This is a genomic window from Hyphomicrobium sp. CS1GBMeth3, from assembly GCF_900117455.1.
Taxonomy (GTDB): Bacteria; Pseudomonadota; Alphaproteobacteria; order Rhizobiales; family Hyphomicrobiaceae; genus Hyphomicrobium_C.
Genome location: NZ_FPHO01000003.1, coordinates 591,799 through 607,586, shown reverse-complemented (window position 1 = coordinate 607,586; position 15,788 = coordinate 591,799). Strand labels below are relative to the sequence as shown.

Genomic DNA, 15,788 nt, shown 5'->3' with positions numbered 1-15,788 from the left:
GGGCAGCACGGCACAGGGCAGCAGGGTCTTCGTTCTTCGACCGCTGCCGGATGCCAGGCGCCTCTCGCCTCAGAAAAAAGAATGTTCGACAAGGTTCTGATCGCTAACAGGGGTGAGATCGCGCTGCGCATCCAGCGCGCGTGCAAGGAGCTCGGCATCGCGACCGTTGCCGTGCATTCGACGGCGGATGCGGATGCCATGCACGTCAGGCTCGCCGACGAAAGCGTCTGCATCGGATCGCCGCCCGCGAGCGACAGCTACCTCAACATTCCGCGCCTTCTGGCAGCCTGCGAGATCACGGGCGCCGACGCGGTGCATCCCGGTTACGGCTTCCTTTCCGAGAACGCGCGCTTCGCCGAGATCCTCGAAGAGCACGCGATCACCTTCATCGGCCCCACTTCCGAGCACATCCGGACCATGGGCGACAAGATCGAGGCCAAGGAGACGGCGCGGCGGCTCGGCATCCCCGTCGTGCCTGGTTCGGACGGCGCGGTCGCCAACGAAGCGCAGGCGATGAAGCTCGCCAAGGAGATCGGCTTTCCGGTTCTGATCAAGGCCACGGCGGGTGGTGGCGGTCGCGGCATGAAGGTGGCGCACACGGCAGCGGATCTCGGGCTCGCACTGTCCACCGCACGCGCGGAAGCCAAAGCGGCGTTCGGGAACGACGCAGTTTATATCGAAAAGTATTTGCAGAAGCCGCGGCATATCGAGATCCAGGTGTTCGGTGACGGCCGCGGCAATGCCATTCACCTCGGCGAGCGCGACTGCTCGCTGCAGCGGCGTCATCAGAAGGTGCTCGAGGAAAGCCCGTCGCCGGCGCTCAATGCCGCGTCGCGCAAGAAGATCGGCGAGATCGTCGCTTCGGCGATGCGCAAGATCAAGTATCGCGGTGCCGGCACGGTCGAGTTCCTCTATGAGGACGGCGAGTTCTATTTCATCGAGATGAATACGCGGCTCCAGGTCGAGCATCCCGTTACCGAGCAGATCACGGGTATCGATCTCGTGCTCGAGCAGATCCGCATCGCGTCGGGCGCGAACCTCTCTTACAAGCAGGACGACATCACGTTCTCGGGGCACGCCATCGAGTGTCGCATCAATGCCGAAAACCCGCGCACCTTCCGGCCGTCTCCGGGGCAGATCACTTATTGGCATCCGCCGGGCGGCCTTGGCGTGCGCGTCGACAGCGGCGTCTATCAGGGCTATCGCATACCGCCCTTCTACGACAGTTTGATCGGCAAGCTGATCGTTCACGGCAAGAACCGCAACGAGTGCTTGATGCGACTCAGGCGGGCGCTCTCGGAGTTCGTCATCGACGGCATCGAGACGACGATCCCGCTTTTCAGCGAGTTGATCCGCCAGCCGGACATTGCCAACGGGCTTTATGATATTCACTGGCTCGAGAAATATCTGGCCGCAAACGGCTGACGGTTCTCGCTTTGCTGAATGTAGAGGCAAGACGTAGGAGCGGGGGCGCGGCGGGACCAAGGTGCGAACAAGCCCGTAGTTCCCATCCACCGCGCGAATTTGATAGAGTCGTGTTTCGGGACGGAGGGGGCTAGCTGTCCGAACACAGGAGTTTGCCCTGATGGCGTCGCGCGACGACATCATGATCGAGATTACGCCGCAGGTCCTGCTCAAGGCCTACAGTTGCGGCATCTTTCCCATGGCCGAAAGCGCGGATGACCCGGCGCTTTACTGGATCGAGCCGCAGCACCGCGGGATCCTGCCCCTCGATATCGTGCACGTTCCGAAGCGTCTCGCGCGGACCGTCCGGCAGGGAGCGCTCCGGGTTGCCATCGATACCGAATACGAGGGCGTGATCGAGGGCTGCGCGGCGGAGCGCGCCGGGCGGCGCTCGACCTGGATCAACTCGCGCATTCGCGGCCTCTATCGTGATCTGTTTCGGCTCGGACACTGCCACACGGTCGAGGTGTGGAACGGGGATCGGCTGGTTGGCGGGCTTTATGGGGTCGCGCTGGGCGGTGCCTTTTTCGGCGAGAGTATGTTCTCGTACGAGCGGGATGCGTCTAAGATTGCGCTCGTGCACTTGGCCGGCAGGCTGATCGCGGGTGGCTTTACGCTGCTCGATACGCAATTCGTTACCGATCACCTTCGTCAGTTCGGGACCCTCGAGATCGACCGTGACGAATTCCATCGCCATCTCGACACGGCGCTGGGCGTGACGGCCGATTTCATGCGGCTGCCGCTCGATGCCTCGGGCGAGAAGATCCTCGATATCATCGCAAAGGCGCAGCGCGCGGCCGCCTGAGGCCAGGCGCACGGTGCCGGAACGCAAGGTCATCCCACACGTGAGCAAGAGCGACGGACAGACGGCCGAGCGGCGGGCCCGTGCGCCACAGAGGGCCGCCGGTCTCGAGGTGATCCGCACGCCCGGTCCGGAGGACTATCAGCTCATCGACAGTGGCGGAGGGCGCAAGCTCGAACGGTTCGGTAAGGTCGTCGTGGACCGGCCGGAGCCGCAGGCACTGTGGCAGCGGCAGAAGCCGGCCGAGGTGTGGAAGCAGGCGCACGCGGTGTTCTCCGCCTCGGCTGATGACGAGGAGAAGGGCAAGTGGCGTTTCGACAAGCCGGTGCCGGAGAGCTGGCCGGTACGCGTTGGCAGCGACGTCTCGGTGACGTGCCGGCTGCAGGGGCTCTGGCACGTTGGCCTGTTCCCAGAGCAGGTGCCGCATTGGGACTGGACGCTGGAGCGCATCGGGCGCGTCACCGGTGAGCGGCCGCGCGTTCTCAATCTCTTCGCCTACACGGGCGCGGCGTCGCTACTCGCCGCGCGGGCGGGTGCCGAGGTCACGCACGTCGATGCATCGAAGAAGGCCATCCAGTGGGCCAAGGAGAACCAGGTTGCGTCCGGTCTCTCGGATGCGCCCATCCGCTGGATCCTCGATGATGCGGCAAAGTTCGTGGCGCGCGAAGTGCGGCGCGGGCGGACCTATCACGCGATCCTGATCGATCCGCCGAAGTTCGGGCGTGGTCCGGAAGGCGAGGTGTGGGATCTGTTTCAGGGACTGCCCACGCTGATGCAGAATGCGGCGCAGTTGCTCGCCGATCCGTCGGCGCTCGTGCTCACGGTGTATGCGATCCGCGCATCCGCGCTGGCGTTCGAGCAACTCGCGGCGGACGTGCTGGCTGGTCGCGGCGGGCAGCTCTCGGCCGGCGAGCTTGCTCTTTCTGGCGGCGGCGATGGTGCGGCGGTGCCGACGTCTCTCTTTGTGCGGTGGACGTCATGAGTACCGCTGAGCCGCGCGTCATCACCAGCCTCACGAACGACCGCATCAAGGCGATCCGCGCGCTCGAGATGCGCAAAGAGCGCAAGGAGACAGGCCTCTTCGTCGCGGAAGGCGCGTCGATCCTGCTCACGGCGCGCGATGCGGGCTTCGTGCCGACGAGCCTCGTTTATCAGGCGGGCACGGCCACGACGCCGGTGGCGCGGGCGCTCGTGACGTGGGCGCTTGGCACGGGTGCTGACGTTCTCGAAGTGTCGGAAGCGGTGCTCTCGAAGCTCTCCGCGAAGGAAAACCCGCAGACGATGCTCGGTGTTTTCCGGCAGCGTTGGAGTGAGCTTCCGTCGCAAGCGGCGCGCGACGACTGCTGGCTGGCGCTCGAGGAGGTGCGCGATCCCGGCAACCTCGGCACCATCATTCGCACGGTCGACGCGGTTGGCGCCAAGGGCATCATCCTGATCGGCAACGCGTGCGATCCTTTTTCGCGGGAAGCGGTGCGGGCGACGATGGGATCGGTGTTCGCTGTGCCGCTGATCAAGACGTCGCGCGAAGCCTTTCTGGCGTGGCGCGCGAGCTGGCGGGGCGATGTCGTTGGAACGCACCTCGACGCGCGCGAGGATTTCCGGCATGCGGCCTACAAGGGGCCGGTGCTGCTGGTCATGGGTAGCGAGGGGCCGGGTCTATCCGACAGCCTGACGCGTTCTTGCTCGCGACTGGTAAAGATCCCGATGGCCGGGAAGCTCGATAGCCTCAATCTCGCCGTCGCAACGGCGCTGACGCTGTACCAGATCCGCGGCGGCGCGCTGACAATCTGACAGCTCAGATGCAGCGGCCGCCGTCGACCTCGAGGGCGACGCCGGTGATGAAGCTCGAGGCGGGATCGGCGAGAAACACGGCTGCGTTGGCGATGTCGGTCGGCTTCGACATGCGCCCGAGCGGGATGCCGGCGATGAAGCGGGCGCGCGTTTCGGCCGTATCGGGGGCGCCCATGAACTCTTCCAGCAGCCCCGTTTCGCCGATCACCGGATTGATGGCGTTGACGCGAATGTTGCGCGGGGCGAGCTCGGCGGCCATCGACTTCGTGAGCGTGATCACCGCGCCTTTGGAGCCGTTGTACCAGGTGAGACCCGGACGCGGGCGCACGCCAGCGGTCGAGGCCGTGTTGATGATCGAGCCGCCGCCGCGCTTTTCAAGCTCCGGCACCGCAGCGAGAGTTGTCAGGTAGATCGACTTCACGTTGACGGCATAGATGCGGTCGAACTCATCCTCGGTGACCGTCATCAGCGACTGATTGCGATGCGTAACGCCGGCATTGTTGACGACGATGTCGAGGCCGCCGAATGCACGCGTCGTCCGCTCGATCATTGCCGCAACGTCAGCAGATCGCGAAACATCGGCAACGATGGAGATCGCTGAATCTCCGATGGCCTCTACGACCTCGCGGGCGTGCACCGGATCAATATCGGCGACGGCAACCTTCGCGCCTTCCTGTGCGAAGGCCTCGGCGATGCCGCGACCGAAGCCCGAGCCTGCTCCGGTCACGATCGCGATCTTGCCGGCCAGCCTCATAGGTGCGCTCCCGTCTTTTACTTATCCGACGGGCGGCGCCGCGGCGCGGGCCGCCTCGATGCGATAGGGGCTTGCCGGGTAAGTGCCAAGCAGGCGCACCTCGCTCGAGAAGAACGACAGCTCCTCGAGTGCAAGCTGCACCAGCCGGTCGGCCGGGTGGCCCTCGATGTCGGCGTGGAACATGGTGGCGTTGAACGTGCCTTCGAGCTGGTAGCTCTCGAGCTTCGTCATGTTGACACCGTTGGTCGCGAAGCCGCCGAGCGCCTTGTAGAGCGCGGCCGGCACGTTGCGCACGCGGAACAGGAACGTGGTGATGACCGGGCCATCGCCAGGCTCGGCGTCGTCGGGGTCTTTAGCCAGGATCAAGAAGCGCGTGGTGTTGTGCGCTTCGTCCTCGACGTCGGCGCGCAGAATTTCGAGCCCGTAGGTCTCGGCGGCAAGCGTGGAGGCGATGGCGGCGAAAGCGGGATCGTTCTGCTCGGCGACGAGCCGGGCCGAGCCGGCAGTATCGGCCTCCGGCACCGGGGTCAGCCCCAGCGAGCGCAACGTCTTGCGGCACTGGCCGAGCGCTTGCGTGTGGCTCAGCACTTTCTTGACGGTCTCAAGTGTTGCCCCCTTGATGGACATCAGCTGGTGGCGCACGCGCAGGAAGTGCTCGCCGACAATGTAGAGGTTGGCGTTGGGTAGCAGGTGATGGATGTCTGCAACGCGGCCCGCGACCGAGTTCTCAATCGGGATCATGGCGTAGAAGACATCGCCCGATTTCACCGCCGCCAACGCGTCCTCGAAGGTCGGGTAAGCTACCGGCTCGTAGTCGGGATAGGCCTCGGTGCAGGCGAGGTGCGAGTTTGCGCCTGGCTCACCCTGATAGGCGATGCGTGTTTCAGCAGGGCTTGTGGACATGGGATGCGGCTCGTCGGTGACGGAAACGGAGAAAGGTGCGGGACGTCCGACGTCGCGTCAGACGCGGAAAGTGGGGCGAAAAACGAAGTTGGGGAATTTCATGCCCGACGCGCCTTTCTGACGAGCTTGCGGGCCCGTTCGAGGTCGTCCGGAGTATCGACACCGAGGGGAACGGTGTCAACGACGGCCACGTCGATGCGCATGCTGGCCTCGAGCGCGCGCAGCTGCTCCAGCCGCTCGCGTTTCTCGAGGTGCGATGGGGGAAGCGCCACGAAACGTTCCAGCGCCGTGCGCCGATAGGCGTAAAGACCGACGTGGTGATAGAGGGGCCCGTCGCCGTAGGGGGCTGTCGCACGTGTGAAATAGAGGGCGCGCAGCCGGTTCGGCTCGGCGAGCGGTGTGCCCACGACCTTCACGACGTTGGGATTGATGCGCTCGCTCTCGTCGGTGATCTCGGCGGCCAGGGTCGCGATGTGGGGCCCTTTGCTGGCGAGCACGGAGACGCAGGTGCGGATCAGGGCCGGGTCGATGGTCGGCAGGTCGCCCTGCACGTTGACGATGACTTCGGTCTCGGCATCGGGGTCGACACGGTTCAGGGCTTCGAAAATGCGGTCGGAGCCCGAGGCGTGGTCCGGGCGGGTCATCAGGGCCTCGCCGCCGGCTGCGCGCACGGCGGCGCAAATCTCCTCGGCATCGGCGGCCACCACCACGCGGCCCATCTCGGCTGCGTGGGCCTGGCGCCAGACGCGGACGATCATCGGCTCGCCCTCGATATCGGCCAGGGGCTTATCGGGGAGGCGCGTCGAGGCCATGCGGGCGGGAATGATGATCAGGTTTCTGGTCATATTGCTCGGTCTGGGTTGGCGCCGTCCCGTTCACGGACATTTGGCCCCATGGAAGGTAGAGGCCCTTCGCCTATTCTTGGCGCAGCACTGGATCGCTCGATGGGCGATTGCGGGCGCGCCGCCGGTCAAGAGCTGTAAACCGGCAGAACACGGGGTTGCAAGGTACGGCTTGGGTCTTGTAGATGCCTCTGGGATGGCGCGACGTGCCGGCAAGCTCTCCTTCCTCAGCCGACGACAACGGCGGGCTTGGACTCGAGCGCGAAGATGTGTCGTTAACTATTCACGGCCTTTGAAAAACGAATCGGAAAGCGGCTGCGGGGTGACGAGATGGTGGACTCATTTGAACTGAGCAAGTTTGCGGGCGCTGTGCTGGCGGCGCTGCTCGTCATCTTCGTTCCCAAGACGTTCATCGATATCGCGCACCAGTCGCACAGCGAGATCACCGGAGGCTACACGCTTCCGGCGCCGGCCGAGGGCGGCGGTGGGGCAACCGATGGTGGCGGCGCTGCCGCTCCGGCGGTCTTCGATCCGGCTCAGGTCATTGCCGCATTGCCGACGGCCAATCCCGACAATGGAGCTGGGACATTCAAGAAGTGCCTTGCCTGCCATTCGGCGCAGAAGGATGCAGCCAGCAAGGCCGGCCCGAACCTGTGGGGTGTGCTTGGACGTCCGCATGCCTCGTATCCGGACTTCAAGGGCTACTCCGATGCCATGAAGTCGAAGAATGTCGATTGGAACTACGCCGATCTTGCGCATTTCCTGCACAAACCACGCGAGTTCATGCCGGGCACCAAGATGATCTTTGCCGGCGTCTCCGACACGGGCGAGCTCGCGGATCTCATCGCCTACATTCGTACGCTTTCGGACAGCCCGCTGCCGCTGCCGGAAGCGACAGCTCCCGCTGCTCAGCCCGACGCTGGCGCAGCGCCGGCGCCCGCGCCTGAGACACCTGCGCCAGCACCTCAATAAGGCGCTCAGCGCCGTGGCGTGCTGCCGCATGCGCGCCTCGCGTTGCGATTTTTATTTCTTTCGATATTTCGAGCTGTTGTCCGCATTCGCGTCAGGCCGTGAGGGCGGGTTCAGCTTGCCGATCTTTAATCCGCATCCGGGCGAAGCCGTGCTAGGTACTGGACTTTCCTTGGGGCCGTCGGCGCTCGCTGCGGCCCGTGGAGCGGCGCGTCAGCATATCCGCTCCGCCCTTTTTCCTGACATGGGACAGTCGTGACGATGGCAGCGGATTTCATGGTTCTTAGGCGCAGCGCTTCCTTCTTTCCCTTTCTCGCAGCCCTGGCCATGCTCGCCATTCCCAGTGTCACCGTTCGTGCGCAGGAGCAGCCGGCCGCGCCAACCGCGCCCCCGCCCGCTGAGACGGCTCCTCCGGCGGAGGCCGCTCCACCTGCAGCTGCTCCCGCACCCCAGGCAAACGCTGCGGAACCTGTACGCCATCACGCTCTGTCGCTGATCGGCGAGCCGAAGTTCGGTGCCGACTTCAAGCACTTCGACTGGGTCAACCCGGACGCGCCAAAGGGCGGGGTCTTGCGGTTCGCAGCCGAAGGCACGTTCGACTCGCTCAACCCTTACTCGATCCGGGGTGTGCCGGCGGGCGCCGTGGCGATGATCTACGACTCGCTCATGGCTGGCAGCCCCGACGAGGAATCGACGGAGTATGGTCTCATCGCCGAGTGGGTGTCCTATCCGCCCGATTATTCGTGGGCCAAGTTCGGGCTCAGGCCAGAGGCTCGGTTCCATGACGGCCGCCCGATCACGCCGGAGGACGTCATCTTCAGCCTGGATGCGATCAAGAAAGCGCATCCTATGTATGCCCGCTACTACAAGAACGTCGTCAAGGCCGAGAAAACGGGCGATCACGAAGTCACCTTCACCTTCGACATCACCGGCAATCGCGAGCTGCCGCAGATCCTGGGGCAGCTGACGGTCTTTCCGAAGCACTTCTGGGAAGCGACGGGCCGCAACGGCGAGCCGCGCGATCTCGCCAAGAGCACGCTCGAAGTGCCGCTCGGCTCGGGGCCCTACAAGGTCAAGACGGTCGACACCGGCAACCGCATCGTGCTCGAGCGCGTCAAGGATTACTGGGCGCAGGATCTGCCGGTCCGGAAGGGGCAGTACAACTTCGACGAGCTGCGCTTCCAGTATTTTCGCGAGCGCACGGCGGCATTCGAGGACTTCAAGAGCGGGCGCGCGGATCTCTGGCGCGAGAACACGGCCAGCGCCTGGGCCACGCAGTTCGATTTCGAGGCCATCAAGAAGGGCTGGGCCAAAAAGGAGACCATCCCGACCAAGGGCGTGGCGAGGATGCAGGGCTTCGTGTTCAACACGCGGCGCGACAAGTTCAAGGATCCGCGCGTGCGCCAGGCTTTCAACTACGCTTTCGACTTCGAGGACCTGAACAGGAGCGTGCTGTTCGGCCAGTACACGCGTGTCGCGAGCTACTTCGACAACTCGGAGCTGGCGGCGAAAGGGCTTCCGCAGGGCCGCGAGCTCGAGATCCTCAGGGAGTTCGAGAAGGAGCTGCCGCCCGAGGTGTTCACCACGGAGTGGAAGAATCCGGTGTTCGCCTCGCGCGAGGACGTGCGCAAAAACCTCGCCGAGGCCATGCGGCTCTTCAAAGAAGCCGGTTGGGAAGTGCGCCAGGAGGAGGTCGAGGATCCGAACTGCGGATTTTTCTGCAAGGCGGGACGCGCGATCGGGCTCGGCACGGCCCGTAAGGAAGCGGTGCTGCGCAACGCCAAGGGCGAGCCGTTCACGGTGGAATTCCTGCTCGGCTCCGAGGCCTTCCAGCGGCATGTCGCGCATTATATCTCGAACCTCGCCAAGATTGGCGTGCGCGCGAGCGTCCGTGTCGTCGACCCTGCGCAGTACGAGCAGAGAGAGTCGAGCTTCGATTACGACATCATCATCGACAGTTTCCCGCAGTCGATGTCGCCCGGCAACGAGCAGCGTGACTTCTGGGGCTCGGCCGCGGCTGACCAGAACGGCACGCGCAACACCATCGGCATCAAGGATCCGGTGATCGACGCGATTATCGAGAAGTTGATCCTGGCCAAGGACCGCGAGGAGCTTGTCGCGTACACCCGCGCCCTCGATCGCGTGTTGCTGTGGGGGCATTATCTGGTGCCGCAGTGGTACAATCCGTACGAATGGCTCGTGACGTGGAATGTTTTCGGCCGGCCCGAGAAGCTTCCGTCTTTGACGAGCGCGGTCACCCAGGTCTGGTGGATCGATCCGGGCAAGGAACAGGCGCTCGCCGCGCACAGGAGATGACATCGACACGTGTCCCGGCGTTCGCGCGGAGGTGAGATGAGACAGTTGAGCGGCGTGCGGCTTGGAGTGGTTTTGGCCCTGGGGCTTGCGGCGGGGCTCGCGATGCCTGCTGGAGCGGAGCCGAGCCACGGGCTGTCGATCTTCGGTGATCTCAAGTATCCGCCCGACTTCAAGCATTTCGACTACGTAAACCCGGATGCCGCGAAAGGGGGACGCGCCTCGCAGATCGGCAGCGGTGGGCTAACGACCTTCGACAGCTTCAACCCGTTCATTCTCAGGGGCGATGCGGCGCAGGGCATGCCGCTCGTGTTCGATAGCCTGATGGCGCGGGCGCTCGACGAGCCGGATTCAGTCTACGGGCTCATTGCAGAGTCGGCGGACGTGGCGCCGGATGGCCTCTCGGTCACGTTCAAGCTTCGGCCGGAAGCCAAGTTCGCTGACGGCAGCGCGGTGACGGCCGAGGACGTCGTGTTCTCGTTCGAGACCCTCAAGGCGAAGGGGCATCCGGCCTATGCCATGCCGCTACGCGACGTGAAATCGGCAGAGGCGCTCGATGCGCATACCGTCCGCTATACGTTCGAGGGCGCGCTAATACGCGACCTGCCGACCACGGTCGCGACACTGCCGGTGCTGTCCAAAGCCTATTACACGACCAACGAGTTCGACCGCACGACGCTCGAGCCGCCGCTGGGCTCGGGCCCCTATAAGGTGGGGCCGTTCAAGGCCGGGACTTACGTCACCTACCTTCGGCGTGACGACTATTGGGGCAAGGATCTGCCGGTCAACCGCGGGATCAACAACTTCGACGAGGTTCGCTACGAATACTATCGCGATCGCACGCTCGAGCTCGAGAACCTGCTCGCGGGTAACTTCGACTTTCGCGAGGAATTCACGTCGAAGGATTGGGCTGGCGGCTACAATGTGCCGGCCGTCAAGGATGGTCGCATCAAGCTTTTGACCATTCCGGATGAGCGCCCCTCCGGCGCGCAAGGCTTCTTCATCAACACGCGGCGCGACAAGTTCAAAGACGTACGCGTTCGGCAGGCGCTGAACTACGCCTTCGATTTCGAGTGGAGCAACAAGAACTTATTCTTCGGGCTCTATACGCGCACGGCGAGCTATTTTGAGAACTCGGACCTCAAGGCGACCGGCAAGCCGTCGGCCGAGGAACTGAAACTTTTGGAGCCGTTCCGCGATAAGCTTCCGGAAGCCGTATTCGGCGAAGCGGTCTCGCCGCCGGTGACCGACGGCAGCGGCAACAACCGCACGCAGCTTCGCGAGGCCGCCAGGCTGCTCAAGGAGGCTGGCTGGGAGCAGACGCCGCAAGGTCTGCGCAACGCGGCCGGGCAACCGCTCACGATCGAGTTTCTGATCGATTCACCGGCGTTCGAGCGCATCGTGGCGCCGTACCTCAAGAACCTGAAGGCGATCGGGATCGACGCTTCCATGCGCCGCGTCGATGCGGCTCAATATGAGCAGCGCATGAAGAGCTTTGATTTTGACCTTACGACGCAACGCTATGCGCTGAGGCTGACGCCGGGCATCGAGCTCAAGAACTTCTGGGGCTCGCAGGCGGCGGCAATGAACGGTAGCTTCAATCTTGCGGGCATCGCCGATCCCGTGCTCGACCAGCTTATCGACAAGGTGGTGGCGGCGAAGTCGCGCGAGGAGCTTGTGACTGCCACGCGTGCCGCCGATCGCGTGTTGCGTGCGGGCTATTATTGGGTGCCGCAGTGGTACAAAGGTGAGCACAACCTCGCGTTCTGGGACAAGTTCGGATGGCCCGAGGTTAAGCCCAAGTATGAGCGCGGTGCGCTCGAAACATGGTGGTACGACGCCGAAAAGGCCGGGAAACTGGCCAAGCGATAGGGCTCAGCGTTTGACGCGCCCCGGGCGCATGAGGATATGATCATACGATGGCTGCCTATCTCCTCAAGCGACTGCTGCTGATCATTCCGACTATGATCGGCATCATGCTGATCAGCTTCGTGATCATTCAGTTCGCGCCGGGCGGTCCGGTCGAGCAGATGATCGCCAAGCTGACGGGTAGCGACATGTCGATCTCGGACCGGATCGGCGGAGGCGCGCGCGATACTCTGGGTGGAGGCAGTCAGCTCGGCCAAGGTGGAGGCGACAGTGTCACGTCGAAATACCGTGGCGCGCAGGGGCTCGACCCGGAGTTCATCAAGAGCCTCGAGAAGCAGTTCGGCTTCGACAAGCCGGCGCATGAGCGCTTCCTGCTCATGATGAAGAACTACCTGATGTTCGACTTCGGCAAGAGCTACTTCCGCGACGTGTCGGTGATCGAGCTGATCAAGGAGAAGCTGCCGGTCTCTATCTCGCTCGGGATCTGGATGACGTTGATCACCTATCTCATCGCGATCCCGCTCGGCATCCGCAAAGCTGTGCGGGACGGCGAGAAGTTCGACACCTGGACCAGTACGGTGCTGGTCATCGGGTATGCGGTGCCGGGCTTCCTGATCGCGGTGCTTTTGCTGATCGTGTTCGCGGGCTCTTCGTTCTTCCAGCTCTTTCCGTCGCGCGGGCTCACGTCAGACAACTGGGATCAGCTGTCGCTGATCGGAAAAGTGGTCGACTACTTCTGGCACCTGACGCTGCCGATCATCGCCATGGCGCTCGGTGCCTTCACGACGATGGCGTTCCTGACCAAGAACAGCTTTCTCGACGAGATCCGCAAGCAGTACGTCATCACAGCGCGCTCGAAGGGGCTCGGTGAGCGAGAGGTGCTCTACGGGCATATTTTCCGCAACGCCATGCTGTTGATCATCGCCGGGTTCCCGGCTGCGTTCGTCAGCGCGTTCTTCTCCGGATCGCTCTTGATCGAGACCATCTTCTCGCTCGACGGGCTCGGGCTGCTCGGCTTCGAGTCGGCGATCAAGCGCGACTATGCGGTGGTATTCGCGACGCTTTACATCTTCGCGCTGCTGGGACTTGTCGTGAACGTCGTCACCGATTTCGTCTATACGCTGGTCGATCCGCGCATCGACTTCGAGAGCCGGGAGGTCTAGCCATGGACGCCCGACGCGAAGAGGACATAGAGGAGGTGAGGCCGGATCTCATTCGGCCGCCGCTCTACACGCGCATGCTGCCACGGTTCAAGCTATCGCCGATCAACGCGCGCCGATGGGCGAACTTCAAGGCCAACCGGCGCGGCTACTGGAGCCTCATCCTCTTCCTGGTGCTGTTTGTGGTGACGCTGTTCGCGGAGCTGATTGCCAACGACCGGCCGTTGATCGCCCGCTACAAGGGCGAGACGCTGTTCCCGGTGCTGGTCGACTACCCGGAATCGAAATTCGGCGGCTTCCTGGCCGTCACCGACTACCGCGATCCGATGATCATCGACGAGATAGAAGCCAACGGCTGGATGCTTTGGCCGCCGATCCGCTACTCCTACGACACCATCAACAAGGACTATCCGAACCGCGTCGATTCTGAGGGGCGCTGCGTCATCGAGCGGGACGGCGTCTCGCATCAGGGTGGGCTCGGCTATCCGGCACCACCGCAATGGGCAGCGCGAGCCAAGCTCTGCGACGCGCCACCAGATCAGATGGAACGTTATCTCGCGATAGGAAACTGGAACTGGCTCGGGCTCGACAACCAGGGCCGGGACGTGCTGGCGCGCGTTATCTACGGGTTCCGCATCTCGGTTCTGTTTGGTCTGATCCTGACCATCTTTTCCAGCATTATCGGCATCGCCGCTGGCGCCGTGCAAGGCTACTACGGCGGCTGGATCGACCTCACGATGCAGCGCTTCCTCGAGATATGGGGCAACATACCGACGCTCTACGTGCTGATCATCATCGCGGCGGTGCTGGTGCCAGGATTCTGGACGCTGTTGTTCGTGCTCCTGGCGTTCCAATGGACGTCGCTCGTGGGTGTGGTGCGGGCGGAATTCTTGCGCGCGCGCAACTTCGAGTATGTACGCGCGGCGCGGGCGCTCGGGCTTTCGGACACCACCATCATGTGGAAGCACGTGCTGCCGAATGCGGCAGTCGCCACCGTCACGTTCATGCCGTTCCAGCTTTCGGGCTCGATCACAACGCTCACGTCGCTCGATTTCCTCGGGCTCGGATTGCCGCCCGGCTCGCCGTCGCTGGGCGAGCTTCTGCTGCAAGGCAAGGGTGATCTCGGCGCGCCGTGGCTCGGCATGAGCGCGTTCTTCTCGATCGCGATCATGCTGTCGCTGCTGATCTTCATCTTCGAGGGGGTGCGCGACGCGCTTGATCCCCGCAAGACCTTCGCGTGAGGAGGAGCGGGCTTATGTCGCGAGAAGTTCTCGTCAACGTCAAAAACCTCTCGGTCGCGTTCCGCGCGGGCGGCGTGACGACGACGGCGGTGAAGGGCGTGTCGTTCCGCATCAACCGGGGCGAGACGGTGGCGCTGGTCGGGGAGTCCGGCAGCGGCAAATCCGTGTCGGCGCTGTCTATCCTGCGGCTTCTGCCTTATCCCCCGGCGTCGCATCCCTCGGGTGAGATCTTTTTCGAGGGCAAGGACCTGCTCAAGGCGTCGGAGGCGGAGCTCAAGCGCATCCGCGGCGGGCGCATCGCGATGATCTTCCAGGAGCCGATGACGTCGCTCAATCCGCTGCACACCATCGAGCGGCAGGTCGGCGAGATGCTGAAGCTGCATCGGGGTCTGAATGGCGCGGCGCTGCGCGCGCGCATTCTCGAGCTTCTTACCAAGGTCGGTATTCCGGAGCCGGAAAAGCGGCTCGATGCCTTCCCGCATCAGCTTTCGGGTGGGCAGCGCCAGCGTGTCATGATCGCCATGGCGCTCGCCAACGAGCCGGATCTCTTGATCGCGGACGAGCCGACAACGGCGCTCGACGTGACGATCCAGGCGCAGATCCTCGAGCTTCTGCGCGATCTCCAGCGCGAGATGGGCATGGCACTGCTGCTGATCACGCACGACCTCGGTATCGTGCGGCGCATGGCGGAACGCGTCTACGTCATGCAGCGCGGCGAGATCGTCGAGGAGCAGCCGACCGAAGCGCTGTTCACTGCGCCGCAGCACCCTTACACACGCCATCTGCTCGCGGCCGAGCCCAAGGGAGCGCCGCCAAGTTTCGAAGCCGATGCGCCGGTGATTGCTGAGACGAACGATCTCAAGGTGTGGTTTCCGATCAAGCGCGGCTTGTTTCAGCGGACGGTGGACCACGTGAAAGCCGTCGACGGGCTCTCGGTCAAGATCCTCGCCGGGCAGACGGTGGGCGTGGTCGGTGAGTCCGGATCCGGCAAGACGACGCTCGGGCTCGCGATCCTGCGGTTGATTTCGTCGCAAGGACCGATCGTCTACATGGGCCAGCGTATTGACGGACTGTCGTCGAAGGAGATGCGGCCGCTCCGGCGGGAGATGCAGGTGGTGTTTCAGGACCCTTACGGGTCGCTGTCGCCGCGCCTCTCGATTTTCGGCATCATCGAGGAAGGGCTTCTGATCCAGAAGCCGGATTGGACGGAAGAGCAGAGGCGTGAGCGGGCGGCGGAGGCGCTGAAGGAGGTCGGCCTCGATGCGTCCGCGCTCGACCGGTATCCGCACGAGTTCTCTGGCGGTCAGCGTCAGCGCATCGCCATCGCGCGCGCAATGGCGCTCGAGCCGAAGTTCATCGTGCTCGACGAGCCGACGAGCGCGCTCGACATGAGTGTGCAGGCGCAGATCGTCGATCTCTTGCGTGATCTGCAGGCGCGCCGGAACCTCGCGTACGTGTTCATCAGTCACGATCTCAAGGTGGTGCGGGCGCTTTGCAACTATGTGATCGTTATGCGCAACGGGCGCGCCGTGGAGGAGGGACCTGCCGAGGAGATCTTTACGGCGCCCAAGGCCGATTACACGAAGGCGCTGCTCGCGGCCGCGTTCGATCTCAAGGTCGCGCATCGCGCTGCCGTCGCGGGCTGACGGTCACGGCGCGCGGCAGTTTTACGGATGGCCC

Annotated in this window: 13 protein-coding genes; 10 read left to right on the top strand and 3 right to left on the bottom strand. The window is 63.8% G+C overall.

The features are described from left to right. Window positions 1–81 precede the first annotated feature (81 nt). The 4 genes from accC to CS1GBM3_RS10090 all read left to right on the top strand — a co-directional run bounded on the left by accC (window position 82) and on the right by CS1GBM3_RS10090 (window position 4,057). On the top strand, window positions 82–1,425 hold the full coding sequence (gene accC, locus CS1GBM3_RS10105) for an acetyl-CoA carboxylase biotin carboxylase subunit (RefSeq protein WP_072395098.1): 1,344 nt from the start codon (window positions 82–84) through the stop codon (window positions 1,423–1,425). A 160-nt stretch (window positions 1,426–1,585) separates the two neighbouring features. Next, complete coding sequence (aat, locus tag CS1GBM3_RS10100; RefSeq protein ID WP_072395096.1) at window positions 1,586–2,269, top strand: leucyl/phenylalanyl-tRNA--protein transferase; 684 nt, start codon at window positions 1,586–1,588, stop codon at window positions 2,267–2,269. Between the two features lie 40 nt (window positions 2,270–2,309). Then, window positions 2,310–3,248: an RsmD family RNA methyltransferase gene (locus tag CS1GBM3_RS10095; protein ID WP_244534621.1), complete on the top strand. Its 939-nt coding sequence runs from the start codon at window positions 2,310–2,312 to the stop codon at window positions 3,246–3,248. Beyond that, on the top strand, window positions 3,245–4,057 hold the full coding sequence (locus tag CS1GBM3_RS10090) for a TrmH family RNA methyltransferase (RefSeq protein ID WP_072395094.1): 813 nt from the start codon (window positions 3,245–3,247) through the stop codon (window positions 4,055–4,057). The genes CS1GBM3_RS10095 and CS1GBM3_RS10090 overlap by 4 nt, the downstream gene beginning before the upstream one ends. Window positions 4,058–4,061: 4 nt before the next feature. Here the strand turns inward: CS1GBM3_RS10090 and CS1GBM3_RS10085 are convergent, their stop codons facing one another. The 3 genes from CS1GBM3_RS10085 to CS1GBM3_RS10075 all read right to left on the bottom strand — a co-directional run bounded on the left by CS1GBM3_RS10085 (window position 4,062) and on the right by CS1GBM3_RS10075 (window position 6,559). Further along, window positions 4,062–4,811: a glucose 1-dehydrogenase gene (locus CS1GBM3_RS10085; protein WP_072395092.1), complete on the bottom strand. Its 750-nt coding sequence runs from the start codon at window positions 4,809–4,811 to the stop codon at window positions 4,062–4,064. A 21-nt stretch (window positions 4,812–4,832) separates the two neighbouring features. Beyond that, window positions 4,833–5,714 carry a prephenate dehydratase gene (locus tag CS1GBM3_RS10080; protein WP_072395090.1) on the bottom strand — a complete coding sequence of 294 codons (882 nt, stop codon included), beginning with the start codon at window positions 5,712–5,714 and terminating at the stop codon, window positions 4,833–4,835. A gap of 98 nt (window positions 5,715–5,812) precedes the next feature. Further along, on the bottom strand, window positions 5,813–6,559 hold the full coding sequence (locus tag CS1GBM3_RS10075) for a 3-deoxy-manno-octulosonate cytidylyltransferase (protein WP_072395088.1): 747 nt from the start codon (window positions 6,557–6,559) through the stop codon (window positions 5,813–5,815). Window positions 6,560–6,886: 327 nt separating this feature from the next. Here CS1GBM3_RS10075 and CS1GBM3_RS10070 point away from each other — a divergent pair, with 327 nt between their 5' ends. The 6 genes from CS1GBM3_RS10070 (at window position 6,887) to CS1GBM3_RS10045 (ending at window position 15,754) form a co-directional block, all read left to right on the top strand. Continuing rightward, window positions 6,887–7,528, top strand: a complete 642-nt coding sequence (locus CS1GBM3_RS10070) for a c-type cytochrome (protein WP_244534620.1) — start codon at window positions 6,887–6,889, stop codon at window positions 7,526–7,528. A gap of 258 nt (window positions 7,529–7,786) precedes the next feature. After that, complete coding sequence (locus tag CS1GBM3_RS10065) at window positions 7,787–9,841, top strand: extracellular solute-binding protein (RefSeq protein WP_244534619.1); 2,055 nt, start codon at window positions 7,787–7,789, stop codon at window positions 9,839–9,841. Window positions 9,842–9,877: 36 nt separating this feature from the next. Beyond that, window positions 9,878–11,710, top strand: coding sequence for an extracellular solute-binding protein (locus CS1GBM3_RS10060; RefSeq protein ID WP_072395084.1), 1,833 nt, complete (start codon window positions 9,878–9,880; stop codon window positions 11,708–11,710). 47 nt (window positions 11,711–11,757) lie between these two features. Then, complete coding sequence (locus tag CS1GBM3_RS10055; protein ID WP_072395082.1) at window positions 11,758–12,870, top strand: microcin C ABC transporter permease YejB; 1,113 nt, start codon at window positions 11,758–11,760, stop codon at window positions 12,868–12,870. A gap of 74 nt (window positions 12,871–12,944) precedes the next feature. Continuing rightward, on the top strand, window positions 12,945–14,108 hold the full coding sequence (locus tag CS1GBM3_RS10050; protein WP_139247986.1) for an ABC transporter permease: 1,164 nt from the start codon (window positions 12,945–12,947) through the stop codon (window positions 14,106–14,108). Window positions 14,109–14,122: 14 nt separating this feature from the next. After that, entirely contained in the window at window positions 14,123–15,754 is a 1,632-nt protein-coding gene (locus tag CS1GBM3_RS10045; RefSeq protein ID WP_072395078.1) for an ABC transporter ATP-binding protein, read from the top strand. Window positions 15,755–15,788 lie beyond the last annotated feature (34 nt).